At 71.4% G+C, this 20,510-nt stretch carries 14 protein-coding genes; 6 read left to right on the plus strand and 8 right to left on the minus strand.

Translation table 11 applies throughout. The features are described 5' to 3' along the window. The first annotated feature begins 56 nt into the window (after positions 1 to 56). On the plus strand, positions 57 to 1,661 hold the full coding sequence (locus ACZ516_RS28645; protein WP_469012332.1) for a molybdopterin-dependent oxidoreductase: 1,605 nt from the start codon (positions 57 to 59) through the stop codon (positions 1,659 to 1,661). An 87-nt stretch (positions 1,662 to 1,748) separates the two neighbouring features. Further along, positions 1,749 to 2,408: a fasciclin domain-containing protein gene (locus ACZ516_RS28650; RefSeq protein WP_469012333.1), complete on the plus strand. Its 660-nt coding sequence runs from the start codon at positions 1,749 to 1,751 to the stop codon at positions 2,406 to 2,408. A gap of 64 nt (positions 2,409 to 2,472) precedes the next feature. Here the strand turns inward: ACZ516_RS28650 and ACZ516_RS28655 are convergent, their stop codons facing one another. Beyond that, on the minus strand, positions 2,473 to 3,378 hold the full coding sequence (locus ACZ516_RS28655) for a HipA family kinase (protein WP_469012427.1): 906 nt from the start codon (positions 3,376 to 3,378) through the stop codon (positions 2,473 to 2,475). A 234-nt stretch (positions 3,379 to 3,612) separates the two neighbouring features. Here ACZ516_RS28655 and ACZ516_RS28660 point away from each other — a divergent pair, with 234 nt between their 5' ends. Then, entirely contained in the window at positions 3,613 to 3,846 is a 234-nt protein-coding gene (locus ACZ516_RS28660) for a hypothetical protein (protein WP_358584317.1), read from the plus strand. Between the two features lie 74 nt (positions 3,847 to 3,920). On the opposite strand, the gene ACZ516_RS28665 is transcribed toward ACZ516_RS28660, so the two are convergent. From ACZ516_RS28665 to ACZ516_RS28685, 5 genes are all read right to left on the minus strand, one after another. Next, complete coding sequence (locus ACZ516_RS28665; protein ID WP_469012336.1) at positions 3,921 to 5,024, minus strand: SIS domain-containing protein; 1,104 nt, start codon at positions 5,022 to 5,024, stop codon at positions 3,921 to 3,923. Positions 5,025 to 5,074: 50 nt separating this feature from the next. Then, positions 5,075 to 5,815, minus strand: coding sequence for an SDR family NAD(P)-dependent oxidoreductase (locus tag ACZ516_RS28670; RefSeq protein ID WP_361085959.1), 741 nt, complete (start codon positions 5,813 to 5,815; stop codon positions 5,075 to 5,077). 142 nt (positions 5,816 to 5,957) lie between these two features. Continuing rightward, complete coding sequence (locus ACZ516_RS28675; protein WP_358914092.1) at positions 5,958 to 7,151, minus strand: FAD-dependent monooxygenase; 1,194 nt, start codon at positions 7,149 to 7,151, stop codon at positions 5,958 to 5,960. Beyond that, entirely contained in the window at positions 7,148 to 14,365 is a 7,218-nt protein-coding gene (locus ACZ516_RS28680) for an amino acid adenylation domain-containing protein (RefSeq protein ID WP_469012337.1), read from the minus strand. Before ACZ516_RS28680 ends, ACZ516_RS28675 begins: the two co-directional genes overlap by 4 nt. A gap of 132 nt (positions 14,366 to 14,497) precedes the next feature. Further along, positions 14,498 to 15,553 carry a methyltransferase gene (locus tag ACZ516_RS28685; RefSeq protein WP_361085953.1) on the minus strand — a complete coding sequence of 352 codons (1,056 nt, stop codon included), beginning with the start codon at positions 15,551 to 15,553 and terminating at the stop codon, positions 14,498 to 14,500. 617 nt (positions 15,554 to 16,170) lie between these two features. On the opposite strand from ACZ516_RS28685, the gene ACZ516_RS28690 reads away from it, so the two are divergent. Both ACZ516_RS28690 and ACZ516_RS28695 read left to right on the plus strand, forming a co-directional pair. Further along, on the plus strand, positions 16,171 to 16,821 hold the full coding sequence (locus ACZ516_RS28690; protein ID WP_358698149.1) for an ATP-dependent Clp protease proteolytic subunit: 651 nt from the start codon (positions 16,171 to 16,173) through the stop codon (positions 16,819 to 16,821). A 31-nt stretch (positions 16,822 to 16,852) separates the two neighbouring features. After that, positions 16,853 to 17,530: an ATP-dependent Clp protease proteolytic subunit gene (locus ACZ516_RS28695; protein WP_358584324.1), complete on the plus strand. Its 678-nt coding sequence runs from the start codon at positions 16,853 to 16,855 to the stop codon at positions 17,528 to 17,530. A 5-nt stretch (positions 17,531 to 17,535) separates the two neighbouring features. On the opposite strand, the gene ACZ516_RS28700 is transcribed toward ACZ516_RS28695, so the two are convergent. Then, on the minus strand, positions 17,536 to 19,029 hold the full coding sequence (locus ACZ516_RS28700; RefSeq protein ID WP_361086208.1) for a SpoIIE family protein phosphatase: 1,494 nt from the start codon (positions 19,027 to 19,029) through the stop codon (positions 17,536 to 17,538). Positions 19,030 to 19,428: 399 nt separating this feature from the next. On the opposite strand from ACZ516_RS28700, the gene ACZ516_RS28705 reads away from it, so the two are divergent. Next, positions 19,429 to 19,764 (plus strand): hypothetical protein, encoded by a 336-nt coding sequence (locus tag ACZ516_RS28705; RefSeq protein ID WP_361085950.1) that lies wholly within the window; start codon positions 19,429 to 19,431, stop codon positions 19,762 to 19,764. 64 nt (positions 19,765 to 19,828) lie between these two features. On the opposite strand, the gene ACZ516_RS28710 is transcribed toward ACZ516_RS28705, so the two are convergent. Continuing rightward, on the minus strand, positions 19,829 to 20,461 hold the full coding sequence (locus ACZ516_RS28710) for a winged helix-turn-helix transcriptional regulator (RefSeq protein WP_358914096.1): 633 nt from the start codon (positions 20,459 to 20,461) through the stop codon (positions 19,829 to 19,831). Between the last annotated feature and the right edge of the window lie 49 nt (positions 20,462 to 20,510).

Here is a 20,510-nt window from a genome sequence, read left to right on the forward strand (position 1 = left end):
TTCACTCGATCGGGTAATCGACCAATCCGCGCGGCCATCGGCACCGAATACCCCTCGTGAAGACAGAACGGAAGGTCCCGTGGCGGCGCCTCGACTGGTGGCGGCTCCTGGCCGGTGCCCTCAGCGGGGCACTCGCCGGGTTCGCGGCGCTCGCGGCGGCGGAGCTGATCTCCTCCGCGGTGCGCCCCGAGTCCGGCCCGGTGGTGGCGGTCGGCGGGGCGGCCATCGACCGCACGCCCGCGGCCGTCAAGGACTGGGCGATCCAACGGTTCGGGACGGACGACAAGCTCGTCCTCCAGTTGGGCATCCTCGCCGTCCTGGCCCTTCTCGCGCTCGTGCTCGGCCTGCTGGCCCTGCGCCGGCGCCGGACGGGCTCGGCGGGCGTCCTGCTCTTCGGTGTGGTGGGCGCCCTCGCGGCCGTCACCCGCCCGGACTCCACGAGCCCTCTCGACGCCATGCCCTCGCTCGTGGGCGCGGCCGTCGGAGCCGTGCTCCTCTACGTACTGATGGGCCGTCTCATCCCGCGCCCGGTCCCCGCGGCGGCCGGACTCGACCCCGCTCCCCGGGGCGAGTGGGACCGGCGGGGCTTCCTGCTCGCCGCGAGCGCGGCCGCCGCCGCGTCGACGGGCGCCGGTGTCCTCGGCAAGTCGCTGAACGCCGCGAGCGGCAAGGACGCCGTCGCCTCGCGCGCGGGCGTCGTGCTCCCCGCCCCGGCCTCGGCGGCCGCCGCCGTGCCGCGGGACGTACGGCCGAAGGTGCCCGGTCTCAGCTCCTTCGTCACGTCCAACAAGGACTTCTACCGGGTGGACACCGCGCTCGTCGTCCCGAAGGTGAACGCCGACACCTGGCGGCTGCGGATCCACGGCAAGGGCGTCGCGCGCGAGCGGACGATCTCGTACGCGGACCTGCTGCGGCGCGATCTGATCGAGCGGGACATCACCCTGACCTGCGTCTCGAACGAGGTCGGCGGCCCCTACGTGGGCAACGCCCGCTGGCTCGGGGTGCCGTTGGCGGAGCTGCTGGAGGAGTGCGGTGTGCGGCCCCCGTCCCGGGGCGGCCCCGCCGACCAGCTGGTGTCCCGCTCCGTGGACGGCATGACGATCGGCACTCCCGTGGACGACGTGATGGACGGCCGCGACGCGATGCTCGCCGTGGGCATGAACGGCGAACCGCTCCCCTTCACGCACGGTTTCCCGGTACGCATGCTGGTCCCCGCGCTGTACGGCTATGTGTCGGCCTGCAAGTGGATCAAGGACATCGAGCTGACCACGTTCGACTCCTACGACTCGTACTGGGTGAAGCGGGACTGGGCCCGCAAGGCACCGATCAAGACCCAGTCGCGGATCGACACCCCCAAGCCGTTCGCCCGGCCCCGCGCGGGCACGGTCATGGTGGCCGGGGTCGCCTGGGCGCAGCACCGGGGCATCGACAAGGTCGAGATGCGCGTGGACGACGGCCCCTGGCGGCCCGCCGACCTCGCCGCCGAGAACACCCGGGACACCTGGCGCCTGTGGTCCTTCCCCTGGCAGGCCACTTCCGGCGGTCACACCCTCAGCGTGCGGGCGACCGACCGCACGGGCACGGTCCAGACCGACGAGCGGACCCGCACGATCCCCGACGGGGCGAGCGGATGGCATTCGGTGGTGGTCACCGTCGACTGAACCCCACGGCACGGCGCTTGCCCGCGCCCCCACTCGCACCTCACACCCCGTCGTACCCAACACCTCATGTCTCAGGAGAAAATAATCATGAACACCACTTCCCGCCGTCTGCGCCGTACCGCTGTCGCCGTCGCCTCGGTGGCGTTCCTCCCGCTGGCCCTCACGGCCTGCTCGGACGACGGCGACAGCGGCTCGTCGTCCGACGCGTCCAAGTCGTCGGCCAAGGAGAAGAAGGCCGACGAGAGCCCCTCCGAGGACATGGCGAGCATGACGAAGCCCTTCGGCCCCGCTTGTTCGGCCGTGCCCGAGGGCGGCAAGGGCAGCTTCGACGGCATGGCCAAGGACCCGGTCGCCACCGCCGCCTCGAACAACCCCGAGCTGTCCACCCTGGTCACGGCGGTCAAGAAGGCCGGCCTCGTCGACACGCTGAACAGCGCCAAGGACATCACCGTGTTCGCCCCGACGAACGACGCGTTCGCGAAGATCCCGAAGGCGGACCTGGACAAGGTCCTCAGCGACAAGGCCCAGCTCACCAAGATCCTCACCTACCACGTGGTGGGTCAGAAGCTCACCCCCGGCGACCTGGCGAAGGGCTCCTACGAGACGCTGGAGAAGAGCAAGCTGACGACGGCCGGTTCGGGTGAGTCGTTCAAGGTGAACGACTCCGCCAAGGTGGTCTGCGGCAACGTCGAGACCTCCAACGCGACGGTCCACATCATCGACACCGTCCTGATGCCCAAGAGCTGACCCCCTCTCCGCCCTCGGGCGGCAGGCTGACGGCGCGCGCTCCCCTCCCGGTGGGCGCGCGCCGTCAGCCGAGGTGCGCCGACCAGTCCTGTTCCGCCGCGGGCTTGCCGTGCAGGTCCGGTACGCGCTTGAGCCAGTCGGGGCGGCCCTGCTCGGTGGCGGCGGCGCGGCGGGCGTCGGCGGCGGCCAGCTCGCCGCGGGTCGGGAAGTCGGTCGGCAGCCAGTCGGCGGAGGAGCGGGCGCGGGCCAGCAGATGAGTCACGTAGGCCTCGCGCACCGCGTCCGGCGAGGCGAACCCCGGCTCGTCGGCGAGCCACGCGTCGGGCACGAGCGCGACGACCTCGCGCAGCATGGACTCCGTGACGAGCGGCGCCAGTTCGGCGTCGGCCGTGGCCATGTCGGGCCCGTATCCGCCGAGGGCGTGGTGGCGGAAGTCGTACGCCTTGTCGGGCGCGGACGCCCCCCAGCGGTGGTGGAAGACGAGGGCCGCGCCGTGGTCGATGAGCCACAGCTGCGGCGGGCGCGTGCCGAAGGTGGGCCACACCATGAGGTTCGAACTGTGCACGGTGCGGTCGACGTTGGCGGTGAGCGCGTCGAGCCACACGACCTTGCCGGCCTCCAGCGGGTCCACGTCCAGGGCGTCCGGCGTGAAGTCCCGCGCGCCCGGCAGCAGGTCCATGCCGAGGTTGAGGCCGGCGCTGGCGCGCAGCAGGTCCCGCACCTCCTGGTGCGGCTCGTCGGCGGCGACCGCGGGGTCGAAGTGGACGAGGACCAGCTCGGGAAAGCGCAGCCCGAGCCGGCGCGCCAGCTCGCCGACGACGATCTCGGCGACGAGCGCCTTGCGGCCCTGGGCCGACCCGGTGAACTTGACGACGTACGTACCGAGGTCATCGGCCTCGACGACACCGGGCACGGAGCCGCCGGTGCGCAGGGGCTCGACGTAACGGGTCGCGGTGACCTCTCTCAACACTTTCCGGGCCACCCCTCTCCTCCACGGCCGACTCGGGAGAAGTGTAGTGGCGAGGACGACCCTCGCGGATTCCCGCGTGACCGGAGAAGCAATGCGGATGGGTGATGTCCTGATCGCGGTCTTCCTCGTTGAGCAGTCGCCGATCTTGTGCGGCCGATGGTCGCGGCACGACGGCGTGGCCGGCCGGAGCGTTCCGCTTCGGCGTGGGAAGAACGTGAGAAGAAGGAGAACCTCGTGCGTCGCATCAGCATCGCCCTGACCCTGGCCGTGGCCGCCGGCGGGCTCGGCCTGTCGGCGGTGACCGCCCAGGCCGCCCCCGCCGCCCCCGCCTCCCTCGTTCAGGGGCCCCCGTTCCCGTACGCGGACTGCCTCAAGGCGACCGCGCAGAAGGGGGAGAGCCGGGCGTACGGCAAGTGGCACTGTGACCAGCTGGTCAAGAAGGGGTGGGTCAAGCCGGCCCATCGCTGATCGCGCCCTCGGGGCCACCCTCGGCGGTGGCCCCGAGGTCCGTCCCGGCTCGTGTCGTGCCCCGTACCGCCCCGTCAGCCGGCGACTTCCTCGGCGCGGATGGTGTCCCCGTGGTACCAGGGGTTTCCCGCGGCCTCGGAGATCAGTTCGCGAGAACGCGTCTCGTGGGCCCGGCCGAGGTCCAGGGTGAGGTACTGGATGAATTCGAGCGCGGTGAAGTACTTGCGGGTGAAGGTGGGTTCGGCGAGGGGCACCACGGAGACCTCGATGTTCCGGTTCTCCGGGCGGTCGCTGGTGAGCAGCCCCACCAGGTTCTCCATCTTCGCCTTGGTGTAGTCGTCGTCGTCCTCGTCCCGGAAGACGATCAGGCTGTGCTTCCTGGTCGGGTCGGACAGCGTGGCGACCTCGCTGTGGCAGAACTCGTGGAAGTAGTTGCGGGCCGCCGGCACCATCGCGATCTCGTTGAGGTGCATCTTGCCGAGCTTCAGCAGGCTTTCGTGCCACTTCGGGGACGCCAGCATGATGACGTTGGCGTCACGGCTGCGCTCGGCCACCGTGCGGGCCAGCTCGCGGTGCGCCTCGGTGAAGTCGGCCTCCAGGTGCCCGGGGAGCCGGCGGACCTCCTGCCGGTGGTCCTGCTCGATCAGGCCCAGCTCCAGGAACATGTCCAGCAGGATGGCGAAGTACTGCCCGACGTGGAACAGCGGGTACTCGCGGTCCGGCTCGCTCAGCGTCCAGCGCGCGATCGACACCCCGGCCTCCTCGCCGAGGGCGCCGAGGCGTCCGCCCGAGGTGAGCAGCAGCATCCGGTCGTGGGCGTGCCGCAGCTGGTGGAAGACGTGCACCGGCTCGTTGGAGTGGCCGCTGTAGGAGCTGAGGATGATGAGCGTCCCCTCGTCGTCCATGACGGAGGACGGGAGCAGGTACCGGTGGTCGTAATCGTTGAGGACGTGGAACTCCAGTTCGCTGCCCGCCGATTGGAAGAAGGCCGCCACGACGTCGGAGACGATGGCCGAGCATCCCATTCCGGTGAACACGACCCGCTTGAACTGTCCGGACTTTATCTTGAGCCGCAGGTCGTCCGTCATGTCCGCGAGGGAGTACTCCTCGGGCTTGAGGAAGCCCTTGCGGTATTCGTTGGTGAGGAAGTTCTCGTAGCGTTCCATGCGTGACTGCATGTGACGTGCCTTTCGTTGAGGGGTCGGTGCCGGATCGGGCGGGTGGGCCCTCACCACATGAACTGGCCGCCGTCGACGATCATCTTCTGTCCGGTGATGTACGAGGCCTTGTCGCTGACGAGGAATTCGAGCGCGTCGGCCATGGCCTCGGGGCTGCCGATGCGCCCCTGCGGGATCTCGGCCAGCAGCCGGTCACGGAACTCCGGTTCGTCCGTCCTGAACCGGGTGTTCATCTCCTCGGTGTCGATCATCCCGGGGATCAGGGAATTGACCCGGATCGTGGGGGCGAGTTCCAGGGCGAGGCATTTGGTGAAGTGGAGCAGGCCCGCTTTGCTCGCGCAGTAGTTGGTGCCGTTCAGGCGCGGCCGGATACCGGTGGTGGCGGCGACATTGACGATGCTGCCGCCGCCGGCGTCGAGCATGGCGGGCGCCAGGGCCCGGGTGAGGTAGAAGGGGGCCGACAGATTGGCCTGGATGACCTGGTCCCAGTCCGAGGGCGTCATCTCCAGGAAGGGCCGGTCGATGTTGCGGCCCGCGTTGTTGACGAGCACCTGTGGAGTGCCGTGCTCCGCCAGTATCTGCTCGGCGGTGCGGAAGGCCTCCTGGCTCTCGGCGATGTCCGACCGGAGCGCCGTGAAACCGTCGCCCAGTTCCTTGCCGGCGGCCGCGGCGGCCTCCTGATCGCCGCGGTACAGGGCGACGACCCGGTACCCCATGGACAGCAGCCTGCGGCTGAGGCTCAGGCCGATGCCCTTCGTACCGCCGGTGACCACGGCGAGTGGCGTCTGCATGGACAACTCCTTGATCGGATCGGGGTCTTGCGCGCCCGCGTCCGCACGGGTCCGCGGGCGCGGCGCGAGGCGTCATCAGCGGCTCCCCGGAGACCACGGCTCGCTCCGGCACGGGCCGTGGTCAGCCCTGCGGGGACCGTGGTCAGCCCTGCGGGGGCCAGGTGAGGACCGCTTCGTTCTGGCTGGTGAACCTGGACATGGGCGCGAAGCGGAAGTAGAGGTCGCGGCCCAGGGCGGAGAACGGCCCTTCCAGCTGCTCCGTGAGGCTGAGCGCGCGGGCCGCGCCGACCAGGGCCTCGGTGCGCGGCCTGCGCTCGTCCTCGTAGCCGCGCAGCGCCGCGGGCAGGTCCGTCGCCCCCTTGAGGTGCTGGGCGAGGACGACGGCGTCCTCGATGGCGAGCGCCGCGCCCTGGCCGAGGCTGACGAGCATGGGGTGCGCCGCGTCCCCGAGGAGGGTCATGCGTCCGGTGCCCCAGCGCGCGAGGAAGGGGCGGTCCTGGGCGGTGATGCGGACGATCGTCTCCTCGGGGGTGACGCGGATCGCCTCCCGCACCTCGTCGGCCCAGCCGGCGAAGAGGCCGGCGAGGCCTTCCTTGCCGCGCCGCAGGTGTCCCGACGCGCCGGGCGGCACGTTCTTCGTCGCCCACCAGTAGGCCCGGCCGTGGCCGATGTCGGCGAGGCCGAAGCGCTGGCCGCGCCCCCAGTAGTGCGCGGCGTAGCCCTTGGTCAGCCGCGGGTGGTCGAAGGGCACCGTCGCCAGCCAGCACGCGTAGCCGCCGGACCGGGGCCCGTCGTCGGCGGGAGCCACCTGGCGGCGGATCGCGGAGTTGAACCCGTCGGCGCCGATCAGGATGTCGCCGGTGGCCGTGCGGCCGTCCTCGAAGGTGACCTCGACGCCGTCGTCGCCGGTGGTGAACCCGGTGGCGGAGGCGTTCAGTTCGATTTCCTGGTCGTCGCCGATGGCGTCGAGCAGTGTCTGCTGGAGGTCGGCGCGGTGCACGGCGTAGTTGGCCGCGCCGAGCCGGTCGGCGAGGTCGCGGAACGGCAGTGCCCTGATGGGCAGGCCGCGCCGGGTGCGGAACTTCAACTCGTCGAACACCTCGCCGCGTTTGGCGAGGCCGGGGGCGATGTCGATGTCCAGGGTGCGCAGCGCCAGGATCGCGTTGGACATCAAGGAGACGGCCGTGGTGCCGGGGCGCAGCTCGGGCGCCTTCTCGAAGATCTGTACCTCGATGCCGGCCCGGCGCAGGGTGGCCGCGGTGGCGAGCCCGCCGATCCCGGCTCCGATGATGAGCGCCTTGGGCGTGGCGCGCCCGGAGTTCTCCTGCTGGGTCATTTCCCGCTCCCGTCGGCCGGGTGACGGTCGAGCCGTCCGGCCATCGCTTCTCGGATCTTCTGGGCGACGACGTTCACGTGCGGTTCCTCCAGGAGGACCAGGTGGTCCCCGGGGACGTCCACGACCTGGAGGTGTCCGGTGGTCAGGTCTCCCCAGCCGTTGGTGGGGTCCTCGTGCAGGCTCTGTGCGGCTCCGTGCATCGGCTGGAGGATCGGGGGCAGTTCCGCGGTGGCGCGGAGCAGCGTGAGGTCCTCGTCGCCCTGTTCGGGACGGTAGGAGAGGATCGCGTGCCAGTGCGCCTTGAACATCGTGAACAGGCGCCGCACGGTGGCGCGGGAGCTGCCCGCCGGGAGCACGCCCGCCTCCGTGGCGTGTCCGACGATGAAGTCGAACGTCGCCTCCTCGTCCAGGCCGTCCGGCAGCGAGATCACCGGGGCGTTCCCGCCGCGCTCCATCCACAGCAGTTCCCAGAAGAACCATTCGAGGAGCGAGTGGTCCTCGACGTCGGGCCGCTCCCCCTGTTTGACGGCGATCGGGTCGATCAGCACGGCGCTGTGGAGGGCGCCGGGGTCGGTGCGCCGCAGCTGCCGCGCCATCTCGAAGGCGATGAAGCCGCCGAACGACCAGCCGCCGATGACGTACGGGCCGTGCGGGCAGGCCCGCCGCATCGCCTTCAGGTAGGTCTCGGCCAGTTCGGGGATGGAGGTGAGCGGTTCCGTGCCGGGCACGGTCCCGGCGGCCTGGAGCGCGTAGACGGGCTGGTCGTCGGGCAGGTGGCGGGCCAGGCGTACGTAGCACAGGACGTGGCCGCCGAGCGGGTGGACCAGGAACAGGGGCGGTTTGTCGCCCTGGGTGCGGATCGGCACGACGGGGTCGAACTCCGCCGCCGAGTCCCCGGCCCGCAGCCGCTGCGCGAGCCCGGCCACGGTGGGCGCCGCGACGAACGCGGAGAGCGGGACGCTGACGCCGTAGCGCTTCTCGATGGTCATCACCAGCCGCATCGCGGTCAGCGAGGTGCCGCCGATGTCGAAGAAGTTGTCCCGCACGCCGACCGAGGGCAGTTCGAGGAGTTCCGCCAGGATGCCCACCAGCGCCGTCTCGTGCTCGTCGGCCGGCAAGGCGGCGTCCGCGGCCGGCGCGGCCAGCGGCATCCGGCGCAGCAGCGCGTCGTCCCGCTTGCCGCTGGGCGTCAGGGGCAGGCGCGGCAGCCACTCCAGGTGCGAGGGCACCATGTAGTCCGGCAGGGCGCCGCGCAGGCGGGTGCGTACCTCGTCGAGGTCCACGGCCGCCGCGTCGCCGACGAGGAACGCCGCGAGGAACGCGTCGGCGCCCTCCCGGCGCCGGGCCACCACCGCGGCCTCCCGGATGCCGGGCTGCTCCTCGGCCAGTTTGGCGATGGCGATCTCCACCTCGGCCAGCTCGACGCGGTAACCGCGCACCTTGACCTGGGAGTCGGCGCGGCCGAGCCAGACGAGGTTGCCGTCGGGCATGACCCTGGCCAGGTCCCCCGTGCGGTAGAGGCGGGCGCCCGGCTCCCCGGAGGGGTGCGGCACGAAGCGCTCCTCGGTGAGGTCGGGCCGGTCGCGGTAGCCGTGGGCGAGGCAGACGCCGCCGATGTAGACCTCGCCCTTGGCGCCGGGCGGCACGGGCCGCATGAGGCCGTCGAGCAGGTGGACCCGGATCCCGGGGAGCGGGACGCCGATGGGCGGCAGGTCGGGGAAGCGCGCCGGGTCGCCGGTCATCGTGTGGTGGGTCAGCAGGTGTGTCTCGGTCGGCCCGTACTGGTTCTCCAGGACGGTGCCCGGCAGTGCGGCGCAGAACCGCCGGATCTCGTCGGTGATCCGCAGTTGTTCGCCGGAGGAGATCACGACCCGCAGCGCGCGGGGCCGGATGCCCAGCATCTGGGAGGTCTCGGCGAGCTGTTGGAGCGCGACGCACGGCATGAAGACCCGCTCGACCTCCTCGCGGTCCAGCAGCCGCAGCAGCGCCGGCATGTCCCGGCGCTCCTCCTCGGCGAGCAGGTGGAGGGTGCCGCCGCCGCACAGCGTGGAGTAGATCTCCTGGAACGCCACGTCGAAGCTGAGCGGCGCGAACTGGAGGGTCTTGCCGCCGGCGGCGCCGCTGGCGGAGGGGATCTGCCACTCCATGTAGTTGGCGAGCACCCGGTGCGGCAGTTCCACGCCCTTGGGTTCACCGGTGGACCCGGAGGTGAAGAGCAGGTAGGCGACGGTCTCGCCGGTGATCTCCGGCAGCGGGCCGGCGTCGGGCGCCGGTTCCGCGGCGAGCAGGTCGTCCACCGACAGGAGCCGGGAGGAGTCCTCGAAGAGGTGCGTGTGCCTCTCGTGGGTGATGATCCGCAGCGGGTCGGCGCGGGTGACCATCGCCGCGAGTCTGGCCGGCGGGTAGCTGACGTCGAGCGGGACGCAGGTGGCGGCGGCCTTGCCGACGCCGAGCACGGTGGCCAGCGTCTCGGGCGAGCGGTCCATGGCGATGCCGATGGTCGAGCCGGGCCGGGCGCCCGCGGCGATCAGGCCGCGGGCGATGCGGTCGGCGGCCCGGTCGAGCTGGGCGTACGTCCACTGCCGTGCTCCGCGGGAGACGGCCACCGCGTCCGGGGTCCGGGCGACGTGTTCGGCGATGCGGGCGATGACGTTCCGGGAGGTGTCCCCGCCGGCGTCGGCGCCGGGCCGCAGGGCCGCCGTCGCCCTCGGGTCGCACAGGAAGCCGAAGTCCACGCCCGTGTCGGGGTGTTCGGTCATCCGCCGCAGGACGGCGAGGTAGGTCCGGCCGATGCTCTCCACCTGCGAGCGGGAGAAGGTGTGGCCGTCGCAGTCCATCCGCAGCCACAGGCGCTCGTCGATCGGGTCGGTGATCGCGTTGAGCAGGAGCTTGAAGTTCGTCTCCTCCCAGGTCCGCAGCTCGGTCAGCTCCATGTCGGTGTCCTCGAACAGCGAGGTGAGGACATGCGGGTTGACGTAGTTGAAGGCCGTCTCGAAGATGACGTCGCCGCCGCGGTCCTCCTGGATCGCGCTGAGCGGGTAGCGCCGGTGGGGGTGGCTGTCGCGCTCCTGCCGGTAGACCTCGCGGGCCGCGTCGAGCCAGGTGCGCGGCCGGGGGTCGAGGCGCAGCGGCAGCGTCTCCAGGAAGAGTCCGGTGACGCGTTCGGCGCCGGCTTCCTCCGGCCGTCCGCCGGTGACCAGGCCGGTGGTGACGTCCGGGGTGTCGGAGAACAGCCGCAGGGTCAGGCAGTGGGCGGCCAGGAGCAGGGATTTGACGGGCAGCCCGTGGTCGCGGGCCAGGTCGCGGAGCCGGGCGTCGAGGCCGTCCGGCAGCTCCACCTCGTGGACGATGACGCCTTCGTCGCCCGCGGGTTCGTAGGGCCGCAGTCCGTCGATCTGGAGCAGTTCCGCGCCGTCGAGCAGGCGTTGCCAGTAGCGCTTGCTGAGGTCGGAGGCGAGGGCCCGGCGTTCCTCGCGTACGTAGAGGGCGGGTGAGGGCAGCTGTCCGGCGGGGACGGCGGGGACGGGCTGTCCGGCGTGGTGGGCGAAGTCCTGGAGGAGTTCGCGGACGACGGTGGCGACGCTCCAGCCGTCCAGGATCGCGTGGTGGAAGCTGAAGACCAGCTCCAGGGAGTCCTTCAGGACGTGCGCGCGGAACAGGTAGAGCGGCGGGCGGTCCAGGCGGTACGCGTGGTAGCGCCGCTCCTGGACGTGCCGGTCGACCTCGGCCCGCGCCCGTGCGTCGGGGAGGTCGCGCAGGTCCACGATCTCCAGGCCGCCGTCGACGTCGGGGTGGATCAGTTGCAGGGGCTCGGAGTACCCGCCGAGGTCGAACGCGGAGCGCAGCACGGGGTGGCGCCGCACCAGGTCGTCGAAGGCGCGGCGCAGCGCCGCCTCGTCCCAGACCGTCTTGAGGGAGTAGCAGAAGACGTCGTGGTAGACGGCGGAATTCTCGTGTTCGCGGCTGTGGTAGAGCAGGCCGAGGTGCAGCCGGGTCGCGGGGTAGGCGTCGTCCAGGCCGGCCAGGCGCGCGCGGTCGACGCCGGAGATGAGCGCGAACGGCTCCAGCGGGGCGTCCCGCTCGTCCTCGGACGCGGTGGTCGCGGTCGCGGCGAGCGCCGCCACGGTGGGGTTGCGGACCATGTCGGCCAGGGTGAAGTGCACGCCCGCACGGCGTGCCTCGGCCTGGATGCGGAGCATGAGGATCGAGTCGCCGCCCAGGGCGTAGTAGTCCTGGTCGACGCCGATCACGTCGGTCTCGAGGACGGCCGCCCAGGCCGCCGCGATCTTCGCCTCGGTCTCGTTGGCGGGCGCCGCGGCCTTGGTGTCGGCCTCCGCGGCGGGCGCGGGCAGCCTGCGGCGGTCGGCCTTGCCGTTCGCGGTGAGGGGGATCCGGTCGATCCGTACGAAGAACGCCGGGATCATGAACTCCGGGAGCGCGTCCAGGAGCCGGGCCCGCAGCTCCGCGGCCGGCAGGTCCTGCTCCGCGACGTAGTAGCCGACGAGGTGGAGGCCGCGGGCGGGTGTGCTGCGGTCCACCACGATGGCGTCCCGGACGCCCGGGAGGGCGGTCAGGCGGTTGCGGACCTCGCCGAGCTCCACCCGGTTGCCGCGGATCTTGACCTGGTCGTCCAGCCGGCCGAGGTATTCGAGGGTGCCGTCCGCGAGCCAGCGCGCGCGGTCGCCGGTGCGGTACATCCGCCCCTCGCCGGTGAACGGGTCGGCGACGAACGCCGCCGCGTCCAGTTCGGGCCGGTCCAGGTAGCCGCGGGCCACGCCCACGCCCGCGACGCACAGTTCGCCGGCCACACCGGCGGGCTGGAGGTCGCCGTGGGCCCCGACGACGTAGAGCCGGATGTTGTCGATGGGCCGCCCGATCGGTACGCGCCGCACTTCCTCGCCGGCGTCGCCCGGGCAGTCGTAGCAGGTGACGTCGACGGTGGCCTCGGTCGGGCCGTAGAGGTTGACCAGGCGCGGCGCCCTGGTGCCGGCCGCGGTGAACGCCCGGTTGAACCGGGTGACCTGGGCGGGTGTCAGGGCCTCGCCGCTGCAGAACACCAGGCGCAGCGAGGCGATGGCGTCGACCCGGGCCGGGTCCTCTTCGAGCAGGTCGAGGAAGGGGCCGAGCATCGAGGGCACGAAGTGGGCGACGCTCACCCGGTGGGCCTCGACCGTCCGGAGGATGGCTCCGGGGTCCCGCTCGCCCCTGGGCGGGAGCAGCGCGAGTCCGGCACCGGTGATCGCCCACCAGAACAGCTCCCACACCGAGACGTCGAAGGTCGTCGGGGTCTTCTGGAGCAGGACGTCGCCCTCGCCGACCGGGTAGGCGCGCTGCATCCACTCCAGGCGGTTCACCACGGAGCGGTGCTCGACCTGGACGCCCTTGGGCTGCCCGGTGGAGCCCGAGGTGTAGATGACGTAGGCGAGGTCGTGCGGGCCGCCGAGGGGCCCGGGCGGCGCGGGCGAGGTGCGCGGGGTGGCGTCCAGGCGGCGCACCGGGGCGGCGTCGCCCACCAGGGAGTCGGGCACCGTGCTGCCCAGCAGTACGGTCTTGGCCCCGCTGTCGGTGAGCAGGAACCGGACGCGTTCGGCGGGGTGGCTGGGGTCGACCGGCACGTACGCGCCGCCCGCCTTGAGGACGCCGAGGACGGCCGCGACCAGTTGCGGGCCGCGTTCGGCCAGTACGGCCACCCGGTCGCCGACGCCCACACCGTCGTCGCGCAGCCGCTGCGCGACGTGGTTCGCCCATCCGTCGAGGCGCGCGAAGGTGAGCGACTGGGCGGGGTCCTGGGCGAGGACGGCGGGCCGGTCGGGCGTGAGGGCCGCCTGCTGCTCGAAGAGCGCGTGGAGCGTGGTGTGCGCGGAGAAGTCGGTCACCGGGCCGCTGCCCTGGGCGAGCAGGGCGGCCCGTTCGGCGCCGCCGAGCATCGGGACCTCGGCCAGCGGGCGGTCCGCGCCGTCGAGGGTGCCCCGGAGGATCGCCTCCAGGTGGGTGGCCACCGACTCGATGGGGAAGTCCGCGTCGAAGACGTCGAGGGCGTAGTCCATGTCGACCAGGACATCGCTGACGTCGTCCAGTTCGTTGACGACGACCGCCAGTACGTCGTCGTCGTGGGCGCGGGCCTGTACGACGGTCTCGTACGTGACGCCGTGGACGGCGAGCGGGCGGGGCCAGCGCAGGTAGGCGATGGTGGTGTCGAACAGCCGCTTCGGGCCGCTGCCCTGGAGCGGTACGGAGCGCAGCAGGTCCCCGAGGGCGAACCGCTCGTGGGGTTTGAGCGCCCGGGTGGCGGCCTGCACGTCGGCGACCAGGTCGCTCATCGTGCGGTCGTCGCCGGGGGCGACCCGCAGCGGCAGGGTGTTGGCGAAGTGGCCGACGGTCTGCTTCTGCCCGGCGGTGGTCCGGTTCATGAGCGGTACGCCGAGGACGACCTCGTCGCTGCCGTGGATCCGGGAGAGGTAGACGGCGAAGGCACTGGCGACGAACGCGAAGACGGAGTGCCCGCGCTCCCGTATGCGGTCGATGAGGGCGCGCTCGATGAGGAAGCTGTGGCGGGCGCTGCGCCGGGAGCCCGCGGGCGCGGCGCGGCGGAAGAAGGCCGGGGCGACGTCCTTGAGCCGCTCCTGGAAGAAGGCGCGGTCCTGCTCGTGGTCGTCCGAGGCCTGGTAGCGGCGCTGCTCCTCGGCGAAGTCCAGGTAGGACGGCGCGGGCGGGTCGTCGAACTCCCCGGTGCGCCGCGCCCGGTCGTACTCGGCGCGGACCTGGGACATGAACAGGTTCAGGCCCCAGGCGTCGGCGACGATGTGATGCACCTTGACGTAGGTGCGGACGACGTCCTCGCGCTCCTTGAGGACGGCGATCGCGAACAGCCGGCGGCGCTCCACCTCGATCGGGACGTCGAACGCGTCCTTGATCCACGCCTCGCAGGCCGCACGGGGCTCGTCGGCCGCGGAGAAGTCGACCGTAGGGATGTCGAACGCCTCGTCCTCGGCCCACTGGCCCGGGGTGCCGTCCTGCGGGTCGATCCGCAGCCGGAACGCGTCGTTGCGGTCGACCGCACGGCGCAGGCACTCCTTGAGGAGGTCGACGTCGACCTCCCCGGTGAACCGGTCGGTGATGAAGCAGTTGAACTGCGGGAGGTCCGGGAAGAGGGAGTTCGCTGCCCAGATGTCCTGCTGATAGGCCGTGAGAGGGTTGCGCGGCCGGAGATTCACGATCGCTCCATTTTCCTCGGCTGGTGGCTTCGGTGCATGAGACGCGTGCCCGGCGCCGGACGCGCCGCGGGCGTGGGACGCGCGGGGGGGGGCGCCCGGGTCGTGCGCGGACGGCGGATCGCGAGGCGGGGCTCAGTCGGCCTTGGGCTTGCGGGCGCGCATGATGATGTCGAACCGGCCGGGGTACTGGCGGTCCACCGGCTCGAATCCGGCCTCGGTGAACCACTGCTCGAATTCGCGGGGCGTGTAGGTGCGGCCCTCGGGCGAGGCGATGGTGTGGACGTACGCCGACATGAACGCGGCGTGGGCGGGGCCGGTCTCGTCGTCGTCCTCGGCGCAGGCGACGATCACCATGTGGCCGCCCGGCTCCAGCGCGCGGTAGGTCTTGGCGAAGAGGTTCTGGACCTGCTCGGGGGACCAGATCTCCAGGAACCGGGAGTACACGACGCAGTCGTGGGACGACGTGGGGAACTCGTCCTGCATGATGTCGGTCCCGACCGCGCGGACGCGCTCGGACAGGTTGGCCTCGGCGATCCGCTCGTTGGCCATCTCCGCCACGTTGGGCAGCTCCAGGATGGTGGCCTCCAGGTGCGGCCAGCGCTGGGCGAAGCTGATGGCGTTGGTGCCGGTGCCGCCGCCGACGTCCAGGACGCGCCGGTAGGCGGAGAAGTCCACGGCGTTGACCAGGTCCTCGACCACCGAGCGGCTCTGGTGCTCCATCATGGCGGTGAACACCTGCTCCAGGTTCTTGTCCTGGCCGAGGAGTTCGTAGAGCGTGGTCGCCGACGAGCCGGCGAGCAGCTCGCGGTGCAGCCCCAGGTTGTCGTTGTCCACCAGCGATTCGTAGAGCCAGCCCATCGGCCGGTACAGCATCTCGTGGGTGTAGCGGACGATGACGGGCATGAAGCCGTCCGGGTCGCCCGCCAGGAGGTCGGTGGCCGCCGTGTTGTGGTAGCCGTCGCCCTCCTTGCGTATGAGGTCGAAGGCGCAGCAGCCCAACAGCAGGGTGTGTCCGGCGCGTTCTTCCAGGCCCAGCTCGGTGGTGATCTCGTCGAGGGTGGTGCCCGGCCGCTCCTTGAGCAGGGTGAACAGCTTCAGGCGGAGTGCGGCGTGCATGAACGGGAACCGGAAGCTGGTGTACACCAGCTTCCACAGCTCGTCCATGGCGGTCGTCGAAGGCTCGGTCATGGTGATCCCCTTCTGATGACGCGGGCCTCAGGTGCATACCTTCGGCCGCGTACTGGTGAAGTCAGGCGTCGTCCGGCTGCCCCGGCAGAGGCAACATCAAATGCAGGGGTCACACAAGGCCTTATTGATCACCGACCCCTTCGCGGGTGGCGTGAAATATGCGGTGTTCCGCTTCTCGCTCCCGCCACTTTCGGCCGTCGGATACGCAAAGGCGGCCGAAACCTGATCGACTACGAGACCGAAAACCCACCTGCGCAGGAACCGGTTGATAGACGGACCATTTTCCCCACACGCTCAAAAGGGACAGGTGACGGGGACCGCTCCGATCCGCGGGCGCTCGGATCGGAGCGGCACACCGCCGGATCTGGCCGAAATTCATCGCTGATCGTCCGAGACCGTGTGCTACGCGCCGACAGGCGCCGCCGGGGGCCAACTCGGTACCCCCGGGCGGGGTTTGAAGCGTGCCTCTGCTGTCAGCAGAAAGGCCCCCCGGACCCCGGTGCGTGGCAGGGGAACGTGTTAGCTTCAAGCGAGGCTGGGGAGGCGAATTCGCGCTCGCTCACCCGACGTAGCTCCCCCCGGGATGCCTGGGGCTCGGCCAAGAATCAGGGGAAGACATGAATAACCAGACGTTCAACCACCCGGCATCGTCGAACGCTCCGTACGCCTTGAGCCCGAACGGCGGCGCCGCATTCGGTGACCAGATCTACAACCGTCTCCTGAACGATCGCATCATTTTCCTGGGCAAGGAAGTCGATGACGAAATCGCGAACCAGATCACGGCGCAAATGCTGACGCTGGCCGCCGATCCGGGAGACATTTACCTGTACATCAACTCCCCCGGCGGCTCGATCATGGCCGGCCTCGCGATCTACGACACCATGCAGTACATCCAGAACGACGTCGTCACCATCGCGATGGGCTTCTGCGCGTCCATGGGGCAGTTCCTGCTCACCGCCGGCGCCCCGGGGAAGCGGTTCGCGCTGCCGCACACCAGGATCCTCATGCACCAGCCGTCGGCCGGACTGGCCGGTTCCGCGACCGACATCAGGATCTACGCGGAGCAACTGCGCCAGACGAAGCGGGAGATGGCCGAGCTGATCTCCCAGCACTCGGGGCAGACGCAGGAGCGCATCACCCAGGACTCCGACCGGGACCGCTGGTTCACCCCGACCGAGGCCAAGGAGTACGGCCTCATCGACGAGATCATGACCAATGCGACGGGGACGCCGGGCGGCGGCTCCTTCCCCGGCAAGACCGCCGAATGACGGGCCGTGGGACCATTGCCCCCCTTTTCGCATGGAGGTGTCGCGCTCAGTGAAGCGGTTTGAATTCTCGTCCCGTGCCCGGGATCTGGACATACAGAGTCGTTATGTCGTGCCGAGCTTCGTGGAGCGCACCTCGCAGGGCACCAGGGAGATGGACCCGTACGGCAAGCTCTTCGAGGAGCGGGTCATCTTCCTCGGCAGCCAGGTCGACGACACATCGGCCAACGACATCATGGCGCAACTGCTGTGCCTGGAGGCCCTGGACCCGGACCGGGACATCTCCCTCTACATCAACTCGCCCGGTGGCTCGTTCACGGCCCTCACGGCCATCTACGACACCATGCAGTTCGTCAAGCCCGACATCCAGACGGTCTGCCTGGGGCAGGCGAACAACGCCGCCGCGGTGATCCTGGCCGCGGGCACCCGCGGCAAGCGGATGGCGCTGCCGAGCGCCCGCGTGCTCATCCACCAGCCGACCAGCCAGGGCACCCAGGGGCAGGTGTCGGACCTGGAGATCCAGGCCGCGGAGATCGAGCGGCTGCGCACGCTCATGGAGCGGCTGCTGGCCGAGCACTCGCACCAGACGCCGGAGCGGGTCGCCGAGGACGTGGAGCGGGAGAAGATCTTCACCGCCCAGGCGGCGCAGGAGTACGGCCTGATCGACCAGGTCGTGGCGCCCCGGTCCATCGCCGGGGTGCAGTCCGCCTAAGGTGCTCACGCCCGGTGCGGCACCGGGCAGGACGTGGCCCGTGCGATGAGCAGGGCCACGTCGTCGTGGTCGCCCGCGTGGCGCAGGGTGTCCAGAAGCAGGTCGCAGGTCTCCTCGAGCGGGCGGTCGGCGTCGTCGAGGACGTCCAGGAGGACCTTGAGGCGGGTGTCGAGCGACTCGTCGCGGGTCTCGACCAGGCCGTCCGTGTAGAGGATGAGCTGGTCGCCCGGCTTGGTCTCCAGGCAGGTGGTGTGGAAGCTGACGCCGCACCCGCCGAGGGGCGCGCCGGTGGGCAGGTCGAGCAGTTCGCGGGTGCCGTCCGGGTGCAGGAGCGCCGGCGGCAGATGCCCGGCCAGGGCGATGTGGCACTGGCCGCGATACGGGTCGTAGATGGCGTAGACGCAGGTGGCCAGCGTCTCCAGGCCGTCGGTGACCCGGTCCAGGTGGTAGAGGACCTTGGCCGGGTCGAGATCCAGGTCGGCCAGCGTCCGGGTGGCGGTGCGCAGCTGGCCCATGGTGGCGGCCGCCGCCACTCCGCTGCCCATGACGTCACCGACCACGAGGGCGGTCTTGTCGCCGCCGAGCGGGATCACGTCGAACCAGTCGCCGCCGATCTCCATGGTCGCCTCGGCGGGGCAGTAGCGGGTGGCGACCTCCAGTCCGGGCCGCCACGGCAGGGGCCGGGGCAGCAGGCTGCGCTGGAGGGTCAGGGCGGCGTGCCGCTGCGATTCGGCGGTGCGGTGCCGCTCGGTGACGTCCACGCTGGAGGTGGCCACTCCGAGGACTTTCCCGTTGGGGGCCTCCAGGCGGTAGAAGGAGACCGACCAGGCGTGGTCGTTGTCCGGGTCGGCCGGGGTGCGGCCGATGGCGTACTGGTCGAGGATCGGGACGCCGGTGGCCAGGACGTCGCGCATGCAGCTCTCGATGGACCGGTCCAGGCCGGGCAGCACCTCCTGGACGTGCCGGCCGACGTGCTCCGCGGCCGGTACGCCGTTCATCCGCTCCTGCGCCGGGTTGACCGAGAGGTAGCGCAGGCCGGTGTCCAGCACCGCGAGGCCGATCGGCGACTGGGAGACGAGCCGGGCGGACAGCGCGAGGTCCTGTTCGACCTGCCGCAGTGTGCCCTGGTCGGTGGCCAGGCCCAGGGCGTACAGCGACTGCCTCTTGTCCTGGAGGCGCATGTTGCGGAACTCCACCCACCGCGTGCCGCCGTCCTTGTGCCGGACGGGGAAGACTCCGGCCCAGCTGCCGCCGCCCCGCATGACCTCGGCGAACAGTTCGAGCACCTGGTCCAGGTGGTCCGTGTGGACCAGCAGCGGGCCCGCGTACTCCCCGAGGGCCTCCGCGGCGCTGTAGCCGAACAGCTCCTCGGCCTGCGGGCTCCACAACCGGATCCGGCCCTCCTCGTCCAGGACGATGGCGGCCACGTTCAGGACGTCGAGCAGGCCACCGGAGCCGGGCGGCTCCGCCACGGCCGCCGGGGCGACTCGCGCGGCCATCGCGCCCTGGGCGACTCGCGCGGCTATCGCGCCCTGGGCCATCGCACCCTGGGCGCCTCGCGCGTCCCTCGCGCCCGGAGCGCCTCGTACGGGCTCGTCTGCACCCATCATCCGGTCTCTCCTTGCGCCCGTCGCGTGGCGGGCCGGACACCTGAGCCGTGAACGGGTCGGGGATGCACCCGCCATTTTACCCGCCGGGCGGGTAACCACCCCTTTCCCCCGGCGGCCCCGGCCCATTCCCCGGCGCCCCGGTGGCCCGATCCTGCGTTCCCGACCATGCGTTCCCGACCGTGCGTTCGACCACTCCGGAGCGTGATTCTGCCATTACCTCACGCGCTCGGCGCGGCGCTTCTAGCATGAGCGGCACCGCTTGGCCCTCCCCCACGGCCTGGAGCAGCGATGCGCATCACCCTGTCCGAAGCGTCCGGCGCCACCATCGGGCAGCTGCGGTTCCGCGTCTGCCACCGGTGCCGGACCGGGCGTGTCCAGAACATCTGGATCACCGAGGCGCACCAGCGGGAGGGCCGGGGCAGGGAGGCGCTGCACACGCTGCTGGCGGCGCTTCCCGGGTACCGGTGGAACACCACGATGCAGTCCCGGGCGGGCCGGGGCTTCTTCCGGGCCATGGGCGGCGAGACGGGGGTGTCGTTCCCGTCCGGCGGGCCGCTGTGCCCGCACCTGGAGGGGCGGCTGCGGCGCTGGGCACGGCGGGTGCGCGACCGGCCGGGCCGCTGAGCCCGGGGCGCCTCCGACTCCGGTCCGGGCGTACGGCGGCCCCCCGGCCCCGGGTGGCGCCCGTTCAGGAGGCGCGCAGGGCCTTGGCGAGGACTCCCTCGCCGGTGATCTCGATCCGTCCCTCGCGCGCGCCCTGCCCGACGGTGAGTTCGCCGCGGCCCACCGCCACGCAGGTGGCGGCGTCCAGGGCGAGGCCGGCGTCGGGTTCACCCGGGGCGGGCCCGTCGCCGTAGGCCGTGTCGCCACCGCCGAGGCGCACATGGAAGCGGCCCTCGTCGAGCCGTACCTCCACCACTCCCTCGGCGCCGGTCCGCGCGAGGTGGCGCAGCAGCGGGAGCGCGAACCAGTGCGCCCGGACGGCGTCGGTGGGCCTGCGCTCTTCGAGGCCGTGCGCGCCCCAGGCGGCGAGGGCCTCCAGGACGGGCAGCAACTCCCGTCCCTTGCCGGTGAGTTCGTACACGTACGCGGCGGCGGGTGGGGGCAGCCTGCGGCGCGTGGTCAGGCCCTGCTGCTCCATGTCCTTCAGGCGCGAGGCGAGGACGTCCGTGCTGACGCCCGGCAGGTCGGCGTGCAGGTCGGTGTAGCGGCGGGGGCCGACCAGCAGCTCCCTGACGACCAACAGGGTCCAGCGGTCGCCCACGGCGTCCAGGGCCCGGGCCGCCGCGCAGTACTGGTCGTAGCTTCGGCGAGGTGACATGGGACGCAGTCTAGACAGGTTGTTGGACTTTCCAAGGGAGGACTTGGTA

Source organism: Streptomyces sp. NPDC034037, from assembly GCF_055575715.1.

Bases quoted from the DNA above. Each gene is read 5' to 3' on its own strand.
- ACZ516_RS28650 (WP_469012333.1), top strand. From the start codon at position 1,749: ATGAACACCACTTCCCGCCGTCTGCGCCGTACCGCTGTCGCCGTCGCC.
- ACZ516_RS28665 (WP_469012336.1), bottom strand. From the start codon at position 5,024: ATGCAGTCACGCATGGAACGCTACGAGAACTTCCTCACCAACGAATAC.
- ACZ516_RS28670 (WP_361085959.1), bottom strand. From the start codon at position 5,815: ATGCAGACGCCACTCGCCGTGGTCACCGGCGGTACGAAGGGCATCGGC.
- ACZ516_RS28675 (WP_358914092.1), bottom strand. From the start codon at position 7,151: ATGACCCAGCAGGAGAACTCCGGGCGCGCCACGCCCAAGGCGCTCATC.
- ACZ516_RS28685 (WP_361085953.1), bottom strand. From the start codon at position 15,553: ATGACCGAGCCTTCGACGACCGCCATGGACGAGCTGTGGAAGCTGGTG.
- ACZ516_RS28690 (WP_358698149.1), top strand. From the start codon at position 16,171: ATGAATAACCAGACGTTCAACCACCCGGCATCGTCGAACGCTCCGTAC.
- ACZ516_RS28695 (WP_358584324.1), top strand. From the start codon at position 16,853: ATGGAGGTGTCGCGCTCAGTGAAGCGGTTTGAATTCTCGTCCCGTGCC.
- ACZ516_RS28700 (WP_361086208.1), bottom strand. From the start codon at position 19,029: ATGGCCGCGCGAGTCGCCCCGGCGGCCGTGGCGGAGCCGCCCGGCTCC.
- ACZ516_RS28705 (WP_361085950.1), top strand. From the start codon at position 19,429: ATGCGCATCACCCTGTCCGAAGCGTCCGGCGCCACCATCGGGCAGCTG.
- ACZ516_RS28710 (WP_358914096.1), bottom strand. From the start codon at position 20,461: ATGTCACCTCGCCGAAGCTACGACCAGTACTGCGCGGCGGCCCGGGCC.